Origin of the sequence: Allochromatium warmingii (assembly GCF_900107145.1) — a bacterium.
In the GTDB taxonomy this organism is placed as follows: domain Bacteria; phylum Pseudomonadota; class Gammaproteobacteria; order Chromatiales; family Chromatiaceae; genus Thermochromatium; species Thermochromatium warmingii.
This window is the reverse complement of sequence record NZ_FNOW01000014.1, coordinates 51,794-70,317: the sequence shown is the minus strand read 5'-3', so window position 1 is coordinate 70,317 and position 18,524 is coordinate 51,794. Positions and strand designations below refer to the sequence as shown.

General features: G+C 55.5%; 18 protein-coding genes. 10 read left to right on the top strand and 8 right to left on the bottom strand.

The annotated features are described in order from the left end of the window. Window positions 1-280: 280 nt before the first annotated feature. Window positions 281-1,702, bottom strand: coding sequence for a siroheme synthase CysG (cysG, locus tag BLW10_RS06265; protein ID WP_091333173.1), 1,422 nt, complete (start codon window positions 1,700-1,702; stop codon window positions 281-283). Between the two features lie 118 nt (window positions 1,703-1,820). Between cysG and BLW10_RS06260 the strand changes: the two genes are divergently transcribed. The 4 genes from BLW10_RS06260 to ilvB all read left to right on the top strand — a co-directional run bounded on the left by BLW10_RS06260 (window position 1,821) and on the right by ilvB (window position 4,905). Beyond that, window positions 1,821-2,144, top strand: coding sequence for a rhd_2599 family sulfurtransferase (locus BLW10_RS06260; protein ID WP_091333163.1), 324 nt, complete (start codon window positions 1,821-1,823; stop codon window positions 2,142-2,144). Window positions 2,145-2,262: 118 nt separating this feature from the next. Beyond that, window positions 2,263-2,487, top strand: a complete 225-nt coding sequence (locus tag BLW10_RS06255) for a sulfurtransferase TusA family protein (protein ID WP_091333162.1) — start codon at window positions 2,263-2,265, stop codon at window positions 2,485-2,487. A gap of 137 nt (window positions 2,488-2,624) precedes the next feature. Next, complete coding sequence (gene dsrE2 / locus BLW10_RS06250) at window positions 2,625-3,104, top strand: sulfur carrier protein DsrE2 (protein WP_091333160.1); 480 nt, start codon at window positions 2,625-2,627, stop codon at window positions 3,102-3,104. A 64-nt stretch (window positions 3,105-3,168) separates the two neighbouring features. Further along, entirely contained in the window at window positions 3,169-4,905 is a 1,737-nt protein-coding gene (gene ilvB / locus BLW10_RS06245; protein ID WP_091333158.1) for a biosynthetic-type acetolactate synthase large subunit, read from the top strand. Between the two features lie 19 nt (window positions 4,906-4,924). Here the strand turns inward: ilvB and BLW10_RS06240 are convergent, their stop codons facing one another. After that, a complete protein-coding gene (locus BLW10_RS06240; protein WP_091333157.1) occupies window positions 4,925-5,656 on the bottom strand; it encodes a 16S rRNA (uracil(1498)-N(3))-methyltransferase in 732 nt (243 codons plus the stop codon). Window positions 5,657-5,679: 23 nt separating this feature from the next. After that, window positions 5,680-6,072 carry a DUF423 domain-containing protein gene (locus tag BLW10_RS06235; protein WP_091333155.1) on the bottom strand — a complete coding sequence of 131 codons (393 nt, stop codon included), beginning with the start codon at window positions 6,070-6,072 and terminating at the stop codon, window positions 5,680-5,682. Between the two features lie 342 nt (window positions 6,073-6,414). Here BLW10_RS06235 and guaB point away from each other — a divergent pair, with 342 nt between their 5' ends. The 3 genes from guaB to guaA all read left to right on the top strand — a co-directional run bounded on the left by guaB (window position 6,415) and on the right by guaA (window position 10,365). Then, window positions 6,415-7,881, top strand: a complete 1,467-nt coding sequence (gene guaB / locus BLW10_RS06230) for an IMP dehydrogenase (protein WP_091333153.1) — start codon at window positions 6,415-6,417, stop codon at window positions 7,879-7,881. Window positions 7,882-8,043: 162 nt separating this feature from the next. Continuing rightward, window positions 8,044-8,646 carry a Uma2 family endonuclease gene (locus tag BLW10_RS06225; protein ID WP_091333151.1) on the top strand — a complete coding sequence of 201 codons (603 nt, stop codon included), beginning with the start codon at window positions 8,044-8,046 and terminating at the stop codon, window positions 8,644-8,646. 144 nt (window positions 8,647-8,790) lie between these two features. Beyond that, window positions 8,791-10,365, top strand: a complete 1,575-nt coding sequence (guaA, locus tag BLW10_RS06220; RefSeq protein ID WP_091333150.1) for a glutamine-hydrolyzing GMP synthase — start codon at window positions 8,791-8,793, stop codon at window positions 10,363-10,365. A 179-nt stretch (window positions 10,366-10,544) separates the two neighbouring features. On the opposite strand, the gene BLW10_RS06215 is transcribed toward guaA, so the two are convergent. Continuing rightward, window positions 10,545-10,928: a LytR/AlgR family response regulator transcription factor gene (locus BLW10_RS06215; protein ID WP_245709128.1), complete on the bottom strand. Its 384-nt coding sequence runs from the start codon at window positions 10,926-10,928 to the stop codon at window positions 10,545-10,547. Window positions 10,929-11,281: 353 nt separating this feature from the next. Beyond that, a complete protein-coding gene (locus BLW10_RS06210; protein WP_091333146.1) occupies window positions 11,282-11,692 on the bottom strand; it encodes a hypothetical protein in 411 nt (136 codons plus the stop codon). Window positions 11,693-11,776: 84 nt separating this feature from the next. Between BLW10_RS06210 and BLW10_RS06205 the strand changes: the two genes are divergently transcribed. Further along, the gene (locus BLW10_RS06205) at window positions 11,777-12,532 is read left to right on the top strand and encodes a lysophospholipid acyltransferase family protein (protein WP_091333145.1); all 756 of its coding nucleotides are present in this window, start codon (window positions 11,777-11,779) and stop codon (window positions 12,530-12,532) included. Here the strand turns inward: BLW10_RS06205 and prmC are convergent. Continuing rightward, window positions 12,507-13,349 (bottom strand): peptide chain release factor N(5)-glutamine methyltransferase, encoded by an 843-nt coding sequence (gene prmC / locus BLW10_RS06200; RefSeq protein ID WP_091333143.1) that lies wholly within the window; start codon window positions 13,347-13,349, stop codon window positions 12,507-12,509. The two genes, BLW10_RS06205 and prmC, sit on opposite strands and share 26 nt — an antisense overlap. A gap of 91 nt (window positions 13,350-13,440) precedes the next feature. Between prmC and BLW10_RS06195 the strand changes: the two genes are divergently transcribed. Beyond that, complete coding sequence (locus tag BLW10_RS06195; protein ID WP_091333142.1) at window positions 13,441-13,908, top strand: DUF29 domain-containing protein; 468 nt, start codon at window positions 13,441-13,443, stop codon at window positions 13,906-13,908. Window positions 13,909-14,033: 125 nt separating this feature from the next. Here BLW10_RS06195 and prfA read toward each other — a convergent pair whose 3' ends face one another. Both prfA and hemA read right to left on the bottom strand, forming a co-directional pair. Then, window positions 14,034-15,113 carry a peptide chain release factor 1 gene (gene prfA, locus BLW10_RS06190; protein ID WP_091333140.1) on the bottom strand — a complete coding sequence of 360 codons (1,080 nt, stop codon included), beginning with the start codon at window positions 15,111-15,113 and terminating at the stop codon, window positions 14,034-14,036. After that, entirely contained in the window at window positions 15,110-16,387 is a 1,278-nt protein-coding gene (hemA, locus tag BLW10_RS06185) for a glutamyl-tRNA reductase (RefSeq protein WP_091333139.1), read from the bottom strand. The genes prfA and hemA overlap by 4 nt, the downstream gene beginning before the upstream one ends. 278 nt (window positions 16,388-16,665) lie before the next feature. On the opposite strand from hemA, the gene BLW10_RS06180 reads away from it, so the two are divergent. Beyond that, complete coding sequence (locus BLW10_RS06180; protein WP_091333137.1) at window positions 16,666-18,423, top strand: tetratricopeptide repeat protein; 1,758 nt, start codon at window positions 16,666-16,668, stop codon at window positions 18,421-18,423. Window positions 18,424-18,524 lie beyond the last annotated feature (101 nt).

Here is an 18,524-nt window from a genome sequence, read left to right as displayed (position 1 = left end):
CGGCTACTTGTTCCGCTGTCCAGCCCGTTGCCAAGAGAACTACCGCTTTGATCCGATCGGCTTCACGTTTATTCTGTGTTTGACGATGCGCTTTTTGCAGCTCAATCAACTGATCAGTCGACAGTGTGTAGTTAAGCATAAACTAAATGAATGCAAAGCTGGTTTCAAAAACGAAAATTTCAAATGAGTTTAGTATAAATACATTTTTTAACAAAATGTAAATATACAATCTTCCTTGCTTTCTCAGCTTCCGCGCTAATGCACAGAAGCCCAACTTCATTCACACAATCGAAGTCGTCGCCCCCTGCACTGGCTCATCAGGTGGACGATACCAATTGAGCTTATCGCGCAATTGCACCACTTCACCGACAATTAACAAGGTTGGCGGCGCTGGTGGATCAGCTTCGACACTAGCGCAAATGGTCGCCAGCGTTCCGGTATAAACGCGCTGCAAATGCGTTGTTCCCTGTTGCACTAAAGCAATCGGCATTTCGGGTGCGACACCATGCGCGAGTAATTGTTGAACAATAATCGGCAATCCAACTAAGCCCATATAAAACACAATGGTTTGATGCGGTTGGGCTAAGGCTGGCCAATTTAAATCAATCGAACCATCTTTTAAGTGTCCGGTAACAAAGGTTACGGATTGCGCATAATCCCGATGTGTCAGCGGAATTCCAGCATAGGCAGCACAACCTGACGCCGCTGTAATGCCGGGAATGACCTGAAAGGGCACCCCTTCTGCTGCTAAGGTGTCGATTTCTTCACCACCGCGCCCGAAAATAAACGGATCGCCACCTTTTAAGCGCAACACGCGATGTCCGTCTTTAGCTAAATCCGCCAGTAAGCGATTGATTTCTTCCTGACGCATCGCATGATGATTACGCTCCTTGCCGACATAAATCCGCTGCGCATCGCGGCGCGTCATATTCAAAATTGGTGCGGCAACTAAGCGATCATAGACAACAACATCGGCTTGTTGCATCAAACGCAGTGCGCGGAAGCTAATTAAATCCGGATCACCTGGCCCCGCACCGACTAAATAGACTTCGCCTAAATCGCGTTCTAGTGCATCGGGCGCTAATTCCCGCTCAATGATTGCCTCAGCTTCTTCAAATTGACCGGCAAGAATTCGCTCGGCGACTGCGCCTTGTAAAATCCGATCCCAAAATCGCCGCCGATCACGCTGCGCACTAAATCGTGCTTTAACCCGTTCGCGATAGCGGCCACTTAATTCCGCCAAGCGCCCATAACCAGCCGGAATTAAGGCTTCGAGCCGCGTGCGTAGCATTCGCGCCAGCACCGGCGAAGTTTTGCCGCTTGATACTGCAATTGTTACCGGCGAGCGATCAACAATTGACGGCAGCACAAAGGTACAGGCGTCCGGATCATCCACAACATTAACTGGAATTTCGGCGGCATTTGCTAATTCCGCAATTTGCCGATTGATCGCCCGATCATCAGTTGCGGCAATCACCAATCGCTGACCGGCAATATCTGCGGGGACAAACCGCCGCGCCTCATGCCGCAATGCGCCAGCAGCGACCTGATGTGCCAGCGTTGCGCACAATTCCGGCGACACCAGCGTCACAGCCGCTCCAGCACGGAGCAAATTAGCGACCTTTCGCGCCGCCGTCGCACCGCCGCCGACCACTAAACAGGGTCGCGCACGCATGTCGAGAAAAACGGGAAGCAGATCCATTTGATTCAAGGTCTCGCTGGATAACACCGCGCCATCGAGCTGCATTCGAGCTACATTGAGTTAGCGGCGAAAAATCCTTAATATACTGAAATACTTTGCTTTAGGGTAGGACGAGAGTGTGGTCAACGAGATCGATTCCGAGTCTTTAAGCCAGCGGCTCGCCGCTGCCGAGGCGGTGTTGTTGGTGGATATCCGCACCCCGGCTGAAATCGCTCAGGGTCTGATCCCCGAGGCGCTGCAAGTACCGATGCACCTGATCCCGATGCGCTTGAATGACATCCCAAAAGATCGAGATGTGGTCATTTATTGCCGCAGTGGAGCGCGGTCGTATCAAGCCTGCGCCTATCTGATGCAGCAGGGATATAACCGCGTGCTCAATCTGCGCGGCGGTATTATCGCTTGGGCACGGCACGGTTTACCCATCGTCGCGCCGACGGACTGAGCGCCGCTTAGTCATCACGCCCAGCGACTCCCTTGTTTTTTAGGCTGGATTCGCCTATAACCGCGTATTCCGGTTTTTGCTGAAATACTAAACTTCTAACAATTGACGGAGGCACCTCATGGCCGATCAAGAACTCGATGCCAGCGGTTTGAACTGCCCGCTGCCGATCCTGCGTGCAAAGAAGACGTTGAACACGATGGCCAGCGGCCAAGTGCTGCACATCGTCGCCACCGATCCCGGTTCGGTGAAAGACTTCGATGCCTTTGCCAAGCAGACCGGCAACGAATTGATGGAATCGAAGGAAGAAGGCGGCAAGTTCCACTTCCTGATTAAAAAATCCTGATCGCTCCGCTTGACGCGAACCAGCGGGCGCTTTGGCTGGTTCGTGTTACTCCCGGTTAGACGCGCTCCCCCAAACTTTTTTAAGAACAAGACACCGCAGCGGCAGGCTTGTGATTCAGGCGTCGCGTGGAGGACTCGATGGAACAAAAGAAACTGGCGATCATCGCCACGAAAGGCTCGCTCGATTGGGCGTATCCGCCGTTTATTCTGGCGTCAACCGCCGCCGCGCTGGGCTATGAGGTGCAAATTTTCTTCACCTTCTATGGCCTGCAATTGCTAAAAAAACAGCCCGAACTCGAAGTTACGCCGCTGGGCAATCCCGGAATGCCGATGCCAATGGGCATGGACAAATGGTTTCCGGTCATGGGTCTGGCGCTGCCCGGAATGCAGGGGCTGATGACCAGCATGATGAAGCAGAAAATGAAAGATAAGGGCGTGGCCAGCATCGAAGAGCTACGCGAGCTGTGCCAAGAAGCCGAGGTCAAGTTCGTCGCCTGTCAGATGACGGTCGATCTGTTTGATCTGGATACGGCTGACTTCATCGACGGTGTGGAATACGCTGGAGCCGCTGCGTTTTTTGAATTTGCCGGCGAAAGCGATATCTGTCTTTACGTCTAATCCGCTAGTCGGGAGCGGTCTTGAGCCGCTCCGGCGGCGCTTGCTGATTGTTCCTCTGCCCGACATGCCCAACACGACTCGTACTGGTGCGGCCATTCTGCTCGATGTCCTCAATGATCTTGGGGTCGAAATCCTGTTTGGACACACCGGCGGTGCGGTGATCCCGATTCATGTCGAGATCAACAAACGCTTGCGTGCCGGAACGCCGGTGCCGCAGTTCATACTCTGTCGGCAAGAGGGCGGCGCCGGTCATGCCGCCGAAGGCTATGCACGCGCCAGCGGGCGTGTTGGCGTGGCGTTGGCGACCTCGGGGCCGGGCGCGACCAATCTGATTACGCCGATTGCCGATGCGTATAAAGATTCGCTGCCCACACTCTTTATCACTGGTCAGGTGCCCAGCCGCGCTATTGGCACGGATGCTTTTCAAGAAGTGGATATGGTCGGCCTGACGCGCCCCATTTCTAAGCATAACTATCTGGTGAAAGATGTCGCCGATCTGGAATGGGTCGTGCGCGAAGCCCATGCGCTGACGCTACACGGGCGGCCCGGGCCGGTCGTGGTGGACATCTGTAAAGATGTGCAACTGGCAACGCTAGAGCGCCCCAATAATGTGCCGCGCCTGCGTCATCGTGAAGCGGTCAGCTTTGATTCGGTGCGTGCTGAGGCGATTTTAGCGGCGTTGATGCAGGCTAAACGGCCGGTGATTAAGGCTGGCGGCGGCATTATTCATGCGAATGCGGCGTTGGCGCTGCAACAGTTCGCCGAACGCTTCGATGTGCCGGTGACGACGACCTTTAATGCCCTCGGCGCCCTGCCGTTTGAGCTGGCGCACAATCTCGGAATGCCCGGAATGCACGGCACCATTCCGGCGAATTACGCGCTGCGCGATGCCGATTTTCTGCTCACGCTCGGCGGGCGCTTTGATGATCGCGTTGCGGTGCGTGGCTTTGCCGACGGCAAGTGCATCGCTCATATCGACATCGATCCGTCCGAGATCGACAAGACCATCAGCACCGATCTCAATCTTGTCGCACGACTCGATGAATTTCTCGCCTATGCGCTCGCGTCGGGACAGCGGGCGCGTCATGCCGAGTGGATGACCCAGATTGCCGCGTGGCGCGAGCGCATGATTCCGCCCTATGGTCAATCTGAGTACATTAAACCACAGGCCGTCATCGAGCTGATTTCCGAACTCACCGGCGGTATGGCGACCGTCGTCACCGGCGTCGGCCAGCACCAAATGTGGTCAGCGCAATACTATCGGTTTCGGCGGCCGCGCCAATGGATCAGCTCCGGTGGACTCGGCACGATGGGCTTTGGCTTGCCAGCGGCGGTCGGTGCTTGGTATGGCGATCCCAGTCAGTCGGTGGTGTTGATCGACGGTGATGGCAGTTTTCAGATGAATATTCAAGAGCTTGGAACCGTAGTCGCCAACCGGATTCCGCTCAAGATGTTCGTATTGAATAACAGTTTTCTCGGCATGGTGCGGCAGTGGGAAGACATGATGGACGGCGGCCATCATTATGAGACCTGCTTGGCCCGCACGATGGAATGTGCTCAAGATTGCATGAATCTCGATCAAGAGTGTCGGCGGCAGATTCCGAATCTCACTGGACTGAAATATGTCTATCCGCGTTTAAAAACTGTGCGGCTGCGCGATCCAGCGACCTTGCGCGAAGATATTGCCGCTGTGCTTGCCGATTCCGGGCCGGTGCTAGTCGATGTCTGGATCGATAAGGCCGAAAATGTGATTCCGATGATTCGGCCGGGGCATAGTTTGGAGCAGATGATTGAGTCGTGAGTGGGTATTCACGACCCGTTCAGCGATAATCCCCCCACAACGCCTGAATCGCCGCAATCGCTGCCAGCGGTGCGGTTTCAGTGCGCAGAATACGCGGCCCCAGCCGCACACCTTGAAACCCCCGATTGAGCGCAGCGGCCTGTTCGCGTGGATCCAGTCCACCTTCTGGGCCGATCAACAAGGTCACAGCCGATGGTGGCGCAGGTAAATCGGATAGCGCGTGTACGGCCAGCGGATCGAGCAGCAGCCCGCCGTTTGGATCAGCCTGTTCGAGCCAAGCTGTAAACGCAAACGCTGGGGTCAGAGTAGGTAGGTATCTCCGGCCCGATTGTTCACAGGCAGCAATCAAAATACCCTGCCAATGCGCTAATCGTTTCGTCAGTCGTGCCCCATCGAGTTGCACTTGAGTGCGCTGTGTAAATAAGGGCGTGATCTGGGTGACGCCTAATTCCACGGCTTTTTGCAGCGCAAAATCCATGCGCTCGCCTTTGGAAATCCCCAGCGCCAATTGAATTGCTAACGGTGCGCTTGGCTCAGGGTCACTACGGGATGTGATCGCCACACGCACTGGCTCGCGGGGCGCAACAAGTAACTGTGCCGAATAATCGTGTCCGTCACCATTGAATACGATAATCGGCGCATGGTGTGCGAGCCGCAAGACTTGCACGGCATGACGTGCTGCCGCGCTGGGCAATGCGCATTCCAGCCCAGGCGCAAGCTCCAATGCGATATAGAAACGGGGTAAACGCATCGCCGACACTCGCGCTTACGGCTTCAAGTCGCCGACTGTGCCAAACGCGCCGCACCGATTGCCAGCAGCGCCCAAGCGATTAGCAGCAGCACGCCGCCAATCGGTGTTATCGCGCCCAGTTGCCGCAGGCCGGTGAGCGTCATCGCAAACAGACTGCCGCTAAACAGGCTGATTCCGAGCACAAATGCCCAGCCTGCCCAATTCACCAACCCGGCATCGGGACGTTGCAGGAGCGTCAGCCCACACGCCAGCAGCGCCAGCGCATGTAAGCCGAGATAATCCGCAGCGGTCTGCCAATTTGCCAAGAGTGCCGGATCGACGCGGCCCTTGAGTCCATGCGCACCAAAGGCACCGAGCGCCACGGTCAGCAAACCACCGACCGCCCCAACCGTCATCCACACCGTCGCTGGAAGCATCACTTGACCTATTGAAACTGAATATATGTCAGCGTGACAGTCTACAATATGGCGTACTGTTTGTGCGGCATACAATTATTGAATGCAATGCAGGATGTTTATTGATCGCCGCATGTGCGTATTGTCGGAGTCGGTGAGCGGTGAGCGGTGAGCGTCCAGCCGTCAGCTCTTGACGGCATCTTTACTGTTTAACTCAGTTATTTTAGAATTGCGCGTTTATCTACAGTGCCCCCGGTTGGGGCGTAGGAACCAGCCCGACCGGGCGGTGCCAAACCGCCGGGGCTGTGTGCGCATGTGCTCCGGTTCACCCGTTTCTCGACGCGATCTGCGGAGTCCCTGTCCATGCGCCTGATTCAGGAAGCCCTCACCTTCGATGATGTCCTGCTCGTTCCAGCCCATTCTACCGTGCTGCCGAACGAGGTTGACTTCAGCACTCAACTGACCCGTGAGATCGCGCTGCGCATTCCGCTGGTCTCGGCGGCAATGGATACCGTCACCGAAGCGCGTTTAGCGATCACAATGGCGCTGGAAGGCGGCATCGGCATCATTCATAAAAATATGAGCATTGAGCGCCAAGCCCGCGAAGTGCTGGCGGTCAAAAAATACGAAAGCGGTATTATCCGTAATCCAATTACCGTCTCGCCGCATTTAAGCATCGGTGAGGTGCTTAAACTCACACACGCAAATAATATTTCCGGCGTTCCGGTCACAGATAATGGCGAATTAGTCGGCATTGTCACAGGGCGTGATTTGCGTTTTGAAACTCGCATGGATGCGCCGGTTTCGGCGATTATGACGCCAAAAGCGCGGCTAGTGACAGTTCAAGAGGGCGCGAGTCGCGATGAAGTGGTCGCATTGCTGCATACGCATCGCATCGAAAAAGTGCTTGTCGTTAATGATCGTTTTGAGCTGCGCGGATTGATTACGGTCAAGGATATTCAAAAAGCAAAAGATTTCCCGAAGGCTTCACGCGACGATCACGAGCGTCTGCGCTGCGGAGCAGCGGTGAGCGTTGGCAAAGGGACTGAAGAGCGGGTGGCGGCGCTGGTTGAGGCCGGCGTTGATGTGGTAGTGGTCGATACCGCGCACGGTCATTCGCAGGGCGTGCTTGAACGTGTACGCTGGGTCAAGACGCATTATCCCGATTTGCAGGTCATCGGCGGCAATATTGCCACGGCGGATGCGGCGCGGGCGCTGGCTGAGGCCGGAGCGGATGCGGTGAAGGCGGGAATTGGGCCAGGTTCAATCTGCACGACTCGTGTTGTGGCGGGCGTTGGTGTGCCGCAGATTACGGCGGTTTCTAATATCAGCGAAGCCTTAAAAGGCACCGGCATTCCGGTGATTGCCGACGGCGGTTTACGTTTTTCGGGCGATGTTGCGAAAGCAATTGCCGCCGGTGCCCATAGCGTCATGATCGGCGGATTATTTGCCGGTACCGATGAAGCACCGGGCGAGGTCGAGATTTATCAGGGTCGCTCCTATAAATCTTATCGCGGCATGGGATCACTCGGCGCAATGGGATCATCAGAAGGGTCCAGTGATCGCTATTTTCAGGAAAATACCGAGAAAGAAAAGCTCGTGCCCGAAGGTATTGAGGGTCGCGTTCCGTATAAAGGCAGTCTGCTCAATGTGATTCATCAGCTTGTCGGCGGATTAGGGTCGAGCATGGGTTATACCGGCTGTGCCAATATCGAAGAGATGCGCACCAAACCGCAATTTGTGCGCGTGAGTGTTGCCGGAATGCGCGAATCGCATGTTCATGATGTGCAGATCACCAAAGAAGCGCCGAATTATCGGATTGATAATTGATTGCTTGTCCTCTTTGAAATAAACCGCAAAGACGCAAAGTACGCTCAGAATAGTTTGATTTTAATTCAGATCAAAATTAAGATTAATTTAATTTGATCGAATATCAAAATGTTTGATACGCTTCGCGTCTGTGCGGTTTTCAGTGTCTGAGGAAGCGCCATGATGTACACCCAAGCTCAATACGAACAGCACGACGAACAACCGGTCGAAGATCATATCATTCATTTATCCGGGATTAGCTGGGAGGATTATGAGCGCCTACTTGATATGCGCGGCGATCATTCCGCCCCGCGCATCGCTTATTTAGATGGGGTGGTTGAGATCATGAGTCCGTCTTTTACGCATGAATTGGTTAAATCCTTAATCGGCCGCTTAGTCGAAGTCTATTGTCTGGAACGCGAGATCCCCTTTTTAGCAGTCGGTTCTTGGACATTAAAAGCACCAGATCGTATGCGAGGCGCTGAACCAGACGAATGCTATATCTTTGGCGATTCACCGCGTGAACAGCCGCATTTAGTAATCGAAGTGCTTTGGACATCTGGACGCATTGATAAACTCGATATTTACCGCAAACTCGGCGTAGCGGAAGTCTGGTATTGGCGCAAAGGACATATTCAAGCCTATGGATTACACGACGAGCGGTATCTTCCGCTTACCGCCAGTGAAGTGCTGCCCGGACTCGACCTTGAGCTACTCACCGCTTTTCTTGATCGCCCAACAACCTACGAAGCGATCCGCGCTTACCGCGACGCACTGCGCAATTAAACCGAATTAACACGATTTCGCCAATCAAATCAGGATTGATTCAATATTTCAATTCCTGTTAATCTTGAGCAATCCTGTTAATCCTGTCTAATTTTCGATTCGTCATCCCTCATCACCACGACCTGCTGATTATTCTCATTCTTCATGTCTAATATTCACGCCGACCGCATTTTAATTCTCGATTTCGGATCGCAATATACCCAACTCATCGCCCGGCGCGTGCGCGAGGCGGGAGTGTATTGCGAACTCCACGCCTGGGATTTGGACGCCCAATCAATCCGTGAATTTGCGCCCAATGGCGTTATTCTCTCCGGCGGCCCGCAATCAGTTCATGAAGCCGAAACGCCGCGTGCCGATCCCATCGTGTTTGAACTCGGCGTGCCGGTGCTCGGCATCTGCTACGGGCTGCAAACAATGGCCGCGCAACTCGGCGGCGCAGTAGTGCCCTCGACACACCGCGAATATGGCTATGCTCAGGTACGCGCTCGCGGGCACTCGCGGCTATTGCGCCAGATCGAAGATCACACCAGCCCTGAGGGTTACGGCCTGCTCGATGTGTGGATGAGTCACGGCGACCGCGTTGATGTGCTACCGCCCGGATTCAGCGTCATCGCTGAAACCGATAGCGCACCGTTAGCCGGTATTGCCGACGAATCGCGCCGCTTTTATGGCGTGCAATTCCATCCCGAAGTCACGCACACCCGTCAAGGACAGCGCATTCTCGAACGGTTTATTCACGATATTTGCGGCTGCGGTCGGCTTTGGACGCCGGACAATATTATTGAAGACAGTCTGGCGCGGATTCGAGCGCAAGTCGGTACCGATCATGTTTTGCTTGGGCTATCGGGTGGTGTTGATTCCAGTGTCGTCGCCGCGTTATTACAGCGTGCGATTGGCGAGCAATTAACCTGTGTATTCGTTGATAATGGTTTATTGCGACTCGGCGAAGGCGATCAAGTCATGAGTACCTTTGCGCGACACATGGGGGTGCGAGTGATTCGCGTCGATGCAGAAGAGCGATTTTTGAGTCGCTTAAAGGGTGTCACCGATCCCGAACAAAAACGCAAAATTATCGGTAATACTTTTATCGAAGTATTCGAAGATGAAGCAAGCAAGCTGCAAGATGTAAAATGGTTAGCCCAAGGCACGATTTACCCGGATGTGATCGAATCAGCGGGATCAAAAACCGGCAAAGCGAAGGTGATTAAATCGCATCATAATGTCGGTGGTTTGCCTGAAGAAATGAATCTCAAGCTGGTTGAGCCATTGCGTGAGCTATTCAAAGATGAAGTGCGCAAAATCGGTGTTGAGTTAGGCTTGCCTTATGAAATGGTCTATCGTCATCCATTCCCCGGGCCAGGTTTAGGCGTGCGCATTCTCGGCGAAGTGCATAAAGATTCAGCTGATACATTGCGTCAAGCCGATCATATTTTTATCGAAGAATTGCGCCGCGCCGATCTATACGATCAAGTCTCGCAAGCATTCGCCGTATTTCTGCCGGTGCGTTCAGTGGGCGTAGTCGGTGATAATCGGCTCTATGCGCCAGTTATTGCGTTGCGAGCAGTTGAAACCATTGATTTTATGACAGCACGTTGGGCGCATCTGCCCTATGACTTTTTAGATTTAGTCTGCCGACGTATTGCGAACGAAGTGCCGAATGTTTCGCGGGTGGTGTATGACATCACCGGCAAACCGCCGGGGACGATTGAGTGGGAATAGATGTTTTGGTAGTACCCCAATCCAAAGGATTTAGGATGCGTTCAATCTAGCTAGATACGCATTTACTGATACAACTGAATCCTGCGAATCGGGGCACTACTGGCAGCTCAAACCATAGCGCTCGGTCAACTCCTACTTTTACGCATCCACCCCTGACCGCCCCCGCTGGTAGCCGGAAGCTACTCGCTGGATGCTGCAACGGCTGCAAGCTGCCCCAACACCGCCCGCACATGACGCCGACTGACAATCAGATGCTCTGAACAGCCACTAAGCACCGCCCGCATCGCGCCATCGGCGTGTTTATGCAGTCCACGCAGACACGAACGCGCCACCAACGTATTGCGATGAATGCGCAGAAGCAAATCGGGAAATTCACGCTCAAAGGCTCGTAACGAGCGATCCACCAACAGCACGCCGTGCAAATGATGGACGCTAACGTATTTTTGATCCGCTCGCAGATAGATCACATCGTGCAGCAGCACACTGCGCTGTTCACCGCGATAATAAGCGCGGATTTCCAGATCGCGTTCCGGTCGGCTTGCTAAGTCAGGGTCGCAGTGCATGATTAGCTCACCCTCCAATGTAGCGGCAGCCTCCAGCCATGCGTGTTCCGTACTCGGTCTGTAGCGTGTGGTATCAAGCATCTTCATCGCAAAAACGGCCTCATCCGCAAAATCCCGCCGCCCTACGCCACAGCGCCAAATATGGCTCGCCATTCGAGCGGTGCGGAACGGTTTTTTAGTGTCCAGTGCAATCGAGTCTAAACCGTTTGTTGTTTGCAGACTGTGAGACAGTGCTAAGTTTTGCGATATTGCGCAGCGGACACACGAACACGCCACTGCATCGCATCCGGCACTTAAGATGCAGGCGGGATCAGACTAAATTTAGGCGAGAAAAGCCGAGCAGCGGCGAGAATTTAGAGATAACGCCGCCAGTGTTCGGGGCGTTCGTCGCGGCAGCCGTGTTCGATCAGCGCGTACCGCTTGGCGAATAGATGTTGGGTGATGATGCGCTCATCGCGTTCACAGCCGCTGTTGGCGCGAACCGTTTCATCCGTGTAATGATGCAGCGCCCGCCGCAAGCGATTGAACAGACTGGTGTCGAGATGCAGGCCGAGTTCAATCAGCGCCGCTTCGATTTCAATCAGGGTTGTTTTGAGCACGTTATAGCGGACATGTAAGAGCAACGGCGAGGCGGGCTCGGCGTGCAGAATGCCGTCAGCCTCAAGCAAAAAATGCGCCGCTGTTCGTGCTTGATGCGGATTCGGATGAATCCGATGAAACAGGATTTCGCGGTGCTTGATGTGCTCGTCGGTATCAATATCCATAGTCGCCGTATGCTAATACGGAACGCAAAATAATCAAGCGGTTTAAACTTCGAGCTTTGAATATCTATGCTCTCGGAGTCAATCATGCAAAAAAACAATATTGCCTCGGAAATGTATCTACGCAGTGTGCTGTTTTTCGTCCTCTATTATCTACTCGGAATTCTGCACAGTATCACCAGTCTGGCGCTGGCCCCGCTGCAAACACGCGCCCAGCGTCATCGCTTTGTCAATCATTGGACACGGGCGACGATGTGGCTATTGCGTCAGCTCAATGGCATCGAAATCGAAGTCAGTGGACGTGAACATATACCCATCAATGAACCCGTAGTCATTATGGCGAATCATCAAAGCGAGTGGGAGACGTTTTATTTGCAATTGTTAATTTCACCGCAGGCGACGGTGCTGAAGCGGGAATTGCTGTGGGTGCCGTTTTTTGGCTGGGCGCTGGCGCTGTTGGAGCCGATTGCGATTGATCGCGGCAAGCCAATCAATGCGCTCAAAACGCTGTTGCGCGTCGGTCAAGAACGGCTCGATCAGGGCATCAGTGTGGTGATTTATCCCGAGGGCACGCGCCAACCGCCCGGGCAGATTGGGCGGTTTAATGCCGGTGGTGCGCGTTTGGCGTGTCAGGCGGGGCGGCGGGTGTTGCCGATTGCGCACAATGCGGGCGCTTGCTGGCCAGCGCGGTCGCTGCTGCGCTATCCGGGGCGGATTCGGCTGGTGATTGGTGAGCCGTTGACGTGCGCCGACGGGGTTGAGGCACTTAACGCGCAGGTTGAGCAGTGGATTCGTGAGACGGCGACTGCGCTGATGGCTACGCCGCCCGATAGCCCAGCGTGACCCGCGCTAATCCGGCTAAATCGGCGTGCGTGGCGACCTGATGGAAGCCAGCAACTGTCAACAGATCGCGCACGGCTGCCCCTTGATCGTAGCCATGTTCGACGGCGAGCAATCCGCCCGGGCGCAGACAGCGGCCCGCATCGGCAGTGATGGCGCGGATGGCGTCGAGTCCGTCGCCGCCGGGCGTGAGCGCCGAGCGCGGTTCAAAGCGCAGATCGCCGCTGTCAAGATGCGGATCCTGGCCGGCGATATAGGGCGGATTGCTCAGAATCGCATCCAAGCTGGCCGCTGCCAGCGCCGTGAGCCAGCTCATCTGTACACAGCAAATCCGCTCCAATCCGAGAGCGCAAAAATTTTCATGGGCGATGGTCAGCGCAGCGGCTGAACGGTCGGTTGCTAAGAGCGACCAGTTTGGGCGCTCGCTGGCTAAGGCGGCAGCAATCGCGCCGCTGCCGGTGCCGAGATCGGCAAGTTGCAGCGGGCGCGGTGCGTCGAGCCGGTCGAGCGCGAGTTCGACTAATAATTCCGTCTCAGGGCGTGGAATCAGGGTATCGGGCGTGACGCGCAGTTCGAGCGTCCAAAATGCCTGGCGGCCACGCAGATAGGCGATTGGCTCACCAGCCAGCCGCCGCGTTAGCAGCGTCTCGAAGGTCGCCATCGCCGCTGCTGACGGGATGCGCTCCGGCCACGCCAGCAGCGCGGTGCGTGTCCAGCCGGTCGCTTCGCTGAGTAATAATTCGGCTTCTAAGCGCGGCGTGGCGTCGGGCACTGCGGCCAGTGCCATGACCGCACGCTGTAATAGCGCATCGGTGCGCATCCGTTTACGCGCCTATCGTCAGCAAACGGGCACGTAATAGATAAACGGCCCGAATTTTTGAATCACTCACCCAGCCATCGAGAGGTTTCCGATGACAAATCTCGCCACGCTGTATGACACGGATTACAGCACTTGGGCGCAACGCAACGCTGAATTGTTGCGTGCGCGGCGTTTTGAAGAATTGGATATTGAGCATTTATTAGAAGAGTTAAGCGATATGGGCAAAAGCGACCGCCGCGAATTAGAAAGCCGCTTGCTCATTTTGCTCGCACATTTACTGAAGTGGGAGTATCACTATCACAACTTGGCGGAGCGGTGGCGCGAATTTGAAGGGCGGAGCTGGCGCTCAACGATCATGGAGCAGCGCCAGCGTTTAGCAATTTTGTTGCGCAAATCACCGGGGCTAAAATCTATTCTGAATGAAGCTGTTGCCCAAGCGTATAGCGATGCGCTGGAATTGGCCAGCGATGAAACCGGTTTGCCGCGCTCGACTTTTCCGCCGGATTGTCCATATTCAATCGAACACTTGCTCGATAAAACTTATTTTCCTGCTGCTTGATAGTTTAGGCAACGATTTAATTAGACAGGATTAACAGGATTTCACAGGATAGACAGGATTTAATTATTGTTTGTATCCTGTTAATTTTGAAAAATCTTGTTAATCCTGTCTAATTGATGATGGCCTTAACTCTCCATCATCGCCGCCAACTGCTCGGCGCGATATTCGCTCAACAGCGGTTCAATAACTTGATCGAGCTGGCCGGTCATCACTTCATCGAGCTTATAGAGCGTCAAATTGATGCGATGATCAGTGAGGCGATTTTGCGGAAAGTTATAGGTGCGAATCCGCTCAGAGCGATCCCCACTGCCAACTTGCAATTTGCGCGATTCCGATTGCTCGCTGGCTTGACTTTCACGCGCACCGGCTAATAACTTGGCATGAAGCAAGGCCATTGCTTTCGCACGGTTTTTGTGCTGTGAACGCTCTTCCTGACATTCAACGACAATGCCGCTCGGTAAATGGGTAATCCGAATCGCCGAATCAGTTTTATTGACATGCTGACCACCGGCACCGGATGAGCGATAGGTGTCAATCCGTAAATCATTCGGATTGATGTCAATGGCGTTAATCGATTCCACTTCCGGCAGCACGGCAACAGTACAGGCCGAGGTGTGAATACGGCCCTGAGATTCAGTCTCTGGCACGCGCTGGACGCGATGTGCGCCCGGCTCGAATTTCAGCCGCGAATACACACCCTGCCCGTTAATGCGAATCACGACTTCTTTATAACCGCCTAATTCGCCCTCGCTTGCCGACACTTGCTCGGTGCGCCAGCCGAGTAATTCGGCATAGCGCATATACATGCGCATCAAATCAGCGGCAAAGAGCGCCGCTTCGGCGCCGCCGGTGCCAGCGCGGACTTCCAGAAACACATTGCATTGATCGTTGGGATCGGGCGGGATGAGCAGCGTCTGCAATTCCGGTTCGAGCGCATCGAGACGGCGGCGCGTGGCGGCGAGTTCATCCCGCGCCAGCGCCGCCATCTCGGGATCGGTCAACAGCTCTTCAGCGGTCGCCAGATCGCGTTCGGCGTCCTGATAACGCTCGTAACAGGCCATCAGCGGCTGAAGCTGGGCGTATTCGCGGCTGAGATCGCGGAACCGCGTCTGATTCGACTGGGTGTCCGGCTCGGCCAGTAACGCCATCACTTCACTGAATCGCTCGGCGATCCGTTCCAGCTTGGCGCGAATCGATGGGGTCATTCGGCGCTCGACTGCGACCGCTCCGGCGCGAGCTGGAACAACTCGTTAGCCGCTTCCAGAATCACCGCATCACCATCGCGGGCCGCTTGGCGCAGGCGCGAACTGGGCGCGTGCAGCAGCTTATTGGTAAGGGTATGCGCGAGGAAATTGAGCACCTCGGCTGGTGCTTTGCCGGCTTCAAGCTGACGCAGAGCGCGGGCCAGCACTTCATCGCGCAGTTCTTCGGAGCGTTGGCGATAATCCTGAATCAGCCCAGCCGCATCGAGCGAGCGCAGCCACGCCATGAACTCGCCGGAATGAAAGTCGATGATCTCTTCGGCTTGTACCGCAGCGGCCTGACGTGAGCGCAGACTTTCGTCGATCACGCCTTGCAGATCGTCAACCGTGTAAAGATACACGTCACTGAGTTCACCGACTTCCGGCTCAATGTCACGCGGCACCGCAATATCGACCATGAAAATCGGGCGATGCTTGCGCTTTTTGAGCGCCCGTTCCACCGTCCCCTTGCCGAGCACTGGCAGTGGGCTGGCGGTGGAGGCAATCACGATGTCGGCTTCGGGCAGATGGTTGGCGATTTCGGTGAGCGAAATCGCAAAGCCTTCAAACTGCGCGGCCAGATCGTGCGCCCGCTCAACAGTACGATTGGCGACGATGATGCGTCCGACGCCGTTGTGATGCAGATGCCGCGCAGCCAGTTCGATGGTCTCACCGGCACCGATCAAGAGCGCGGTTTGCTTAGACAGATCGGAGAAAATCTGCCGCGCCAGATTGACGGCAGCAAAGGCGACCGATACCGGACTAGAACCAATCGCGGTTTCGGTGCGCACCGTTTTGGCCACCGAAAAAGCATGTTGGAACAGCCGTCCCAATAGCTTGCCGGTGGCGGTGCAATCGCTGGCGGTCTGATAAGCGGTTTTAACTTGGCCGAGAATCTGCGGCTCGCCGAGCACCAGCGAATCTAAGCCACTGGCTACGCGCAACAAATGCACGACGGCATGGCGGTCAGCATGTGCGTAGAGAAAGGGATCAACCCGTTCATGCTCGATGCCGTGAAAGCCGCTCAACCAGCGGCGCAATGTCTCCTCTGCGCCATCTTTGACGGCGCAATAGAGTTCGGTGCGGTTACAGGTCGAGAGGATCACCCCTTCGAGGACGCCATCGCAGCCAATCAGGTCGCGCAATGCGCCGGCGATGATGTCCGGACCAAAGGCCAGTCGCTCACGGATATCGACCGGAGCGGTCTTGTGATTGAGTCCGAGGACAAGCAGCTTCATATAGAGTTGGGTTCGTATCGGTCTGAGGTTGGGGAGGTGTGGCGACATGAGCGCCGATGGCGTCCGCCAGACAGTGCCTGCCGTAGGCATGACGGGGCGTGATCGAACCAACACGCCGGTTATGCCGAATGCGGCGTCATGTTACCAATTTTTTGGTCTAAATGTTCTTAGACCGCTGGCTTCAATCTGTGCCACGCACTTCGCTATACTTGAGTCAGAAATTGGCGACCGTTCATCGGCCTGCTGGTGCTCCCCTCACTTTTTGGGACTATTTAAAGATGCCCGCTCCGCGCTTGTCGTCTGCTCCCGTTCTGCTGGGTTGGCTGCTGTGCTGTCCTGTCAGCGGCGTTTTGGCGCTGACCGAGACGCCGACCCCGACGGCTCATCCGCCGGTGGTCGCGCCAGCGCCGGCAACTGCGCCGGTCGCTGGCCTGACGGCTGACCAGATGTATCACATTCTGGTCGCTGAGGTCGCTGGGCGGCGTGGGGCAATGCGCGAGGCTGTTACCCATTATCTGCAAGCTGCTGAACTGACCCGCGCACCAGAACTGGCGGAATTAGCGGTGCGGGCAGCGGTGAGCGCCGAGGATGACGCGGCGGCTGGGGAAGCGATTGCGCTCTGGCTGACGCTTGCGCCGAATGTGCCGGACGTGCATCAAATCGCCGCATTTCTGCGTTTTAAAGCGGACGATCAAGAAGGGGCGCTGATTCATTTACAGCGCCTGATCGAGCTATCGGGCGCGGGCGGTGAGCTGGCCTTTGCCAAAGTCAGCGCGATCTTAGCCCGCTTGCCCGATGCCGAAACCCGGCTGACGCTGATGCAGGCGCTGGTCGCACGTTTTCCTGAGAGCGCCGACGCACAACAGACGCTGGCGCTACTGGCCGCAAGTACCTCACAGTCAGCCGTCGCCGAGCAGGCGGCACGGCGGGCGCTGGAATTGCGACCGCACTGGAATGAACCGCAAATCTTTTTGGTGCGCTTGCTATTAACCGATGACAAGCGCCGCGAAGCGCGGGCGCTGTTGGAATCTTTCATTGCGGCCAATCCGAGCGACCGCCTGTTGCAGATGCTCTACGGTCAACTTTTGGTCGATGAACGTGAATTTTCGACCGCTCGCGAGGTGTTTGAGCGCGTGTTGCGCGAGCATCCACAGGAACCGGATGTGTTATTTGCCGTCGGGATTCTCGCGCTGCAACTGGAGGATTTAGCTGGAGCACGGCTGCATTTTGGGCGGCTGTACGCGACCGGACAGCGGCAAGATGAAGCGGCGTTTTATCTTGGACAGACCGCCGAACGCGCTGAGGATGTCAGCACGGCACTCGATTGGTACACCAAAGTTACAGACGATCGTCATGATGATGCGCGGATTCGTATGGCCGTGCTGCAAGCGCGACGCGGCGAGGTGGCGCAAGCCCGCGAGATTTTGCAGCGGATGCGCGATCAGTCGCCGGACAATGCGCTGTCGCTGTTTTTGGTCGAAGCGGAAATTCTCGATGATGTCGGGCAGTTTACTGTCGCCCGCGCCATCTATGATGAAGCCCTGAGCGCCTTTCCTGATGATGATTCGCTGCTCTATGCACGCGGTTTGCACGCGATGAAGCACGGTCAGTTAGAACAAGGCGAACGCGATCTGCGCCAGATTATCGCCGTCGATCCCGAACACGCCGATGCGCTCAATGCCCTCGGCTACACGCTTGCCGATCAAACCACTCGTCTGACTGAGGCGCTGGCGCTGATTGAACGCGCTCATGCGCTCAAGCCCGAGGAACCGGCGATTCTCGACAGTCTCGGTTGGGTGCATTACCGTCTCGGCCATTTAGAACAGGCGCTGGACTATCTCCAGCAGGCCAATGCGCTGCTCGAAGATGGCGAAATCGCCGCGCATCTGGGCGAAGTGCTCTGGGCGCTGGGACGGCGGACGGAAGCCTGGGTGGTGTGGGATAAAGCACTGGCGGCTGATCCAGAACATGCCTATCTGCGCGAGATCGTCGGGCGGCATCAGCTTTCGAGCGGCGCAGGTGCGACGGCGAATTAGGCTTTAAATAGACAGCATAAAATTAGACAGGATTAACAGGATAATTCAAGATGAACAGGATTGATTAAAAATGACATTCTGTTCATAAAATCCTGTCAATC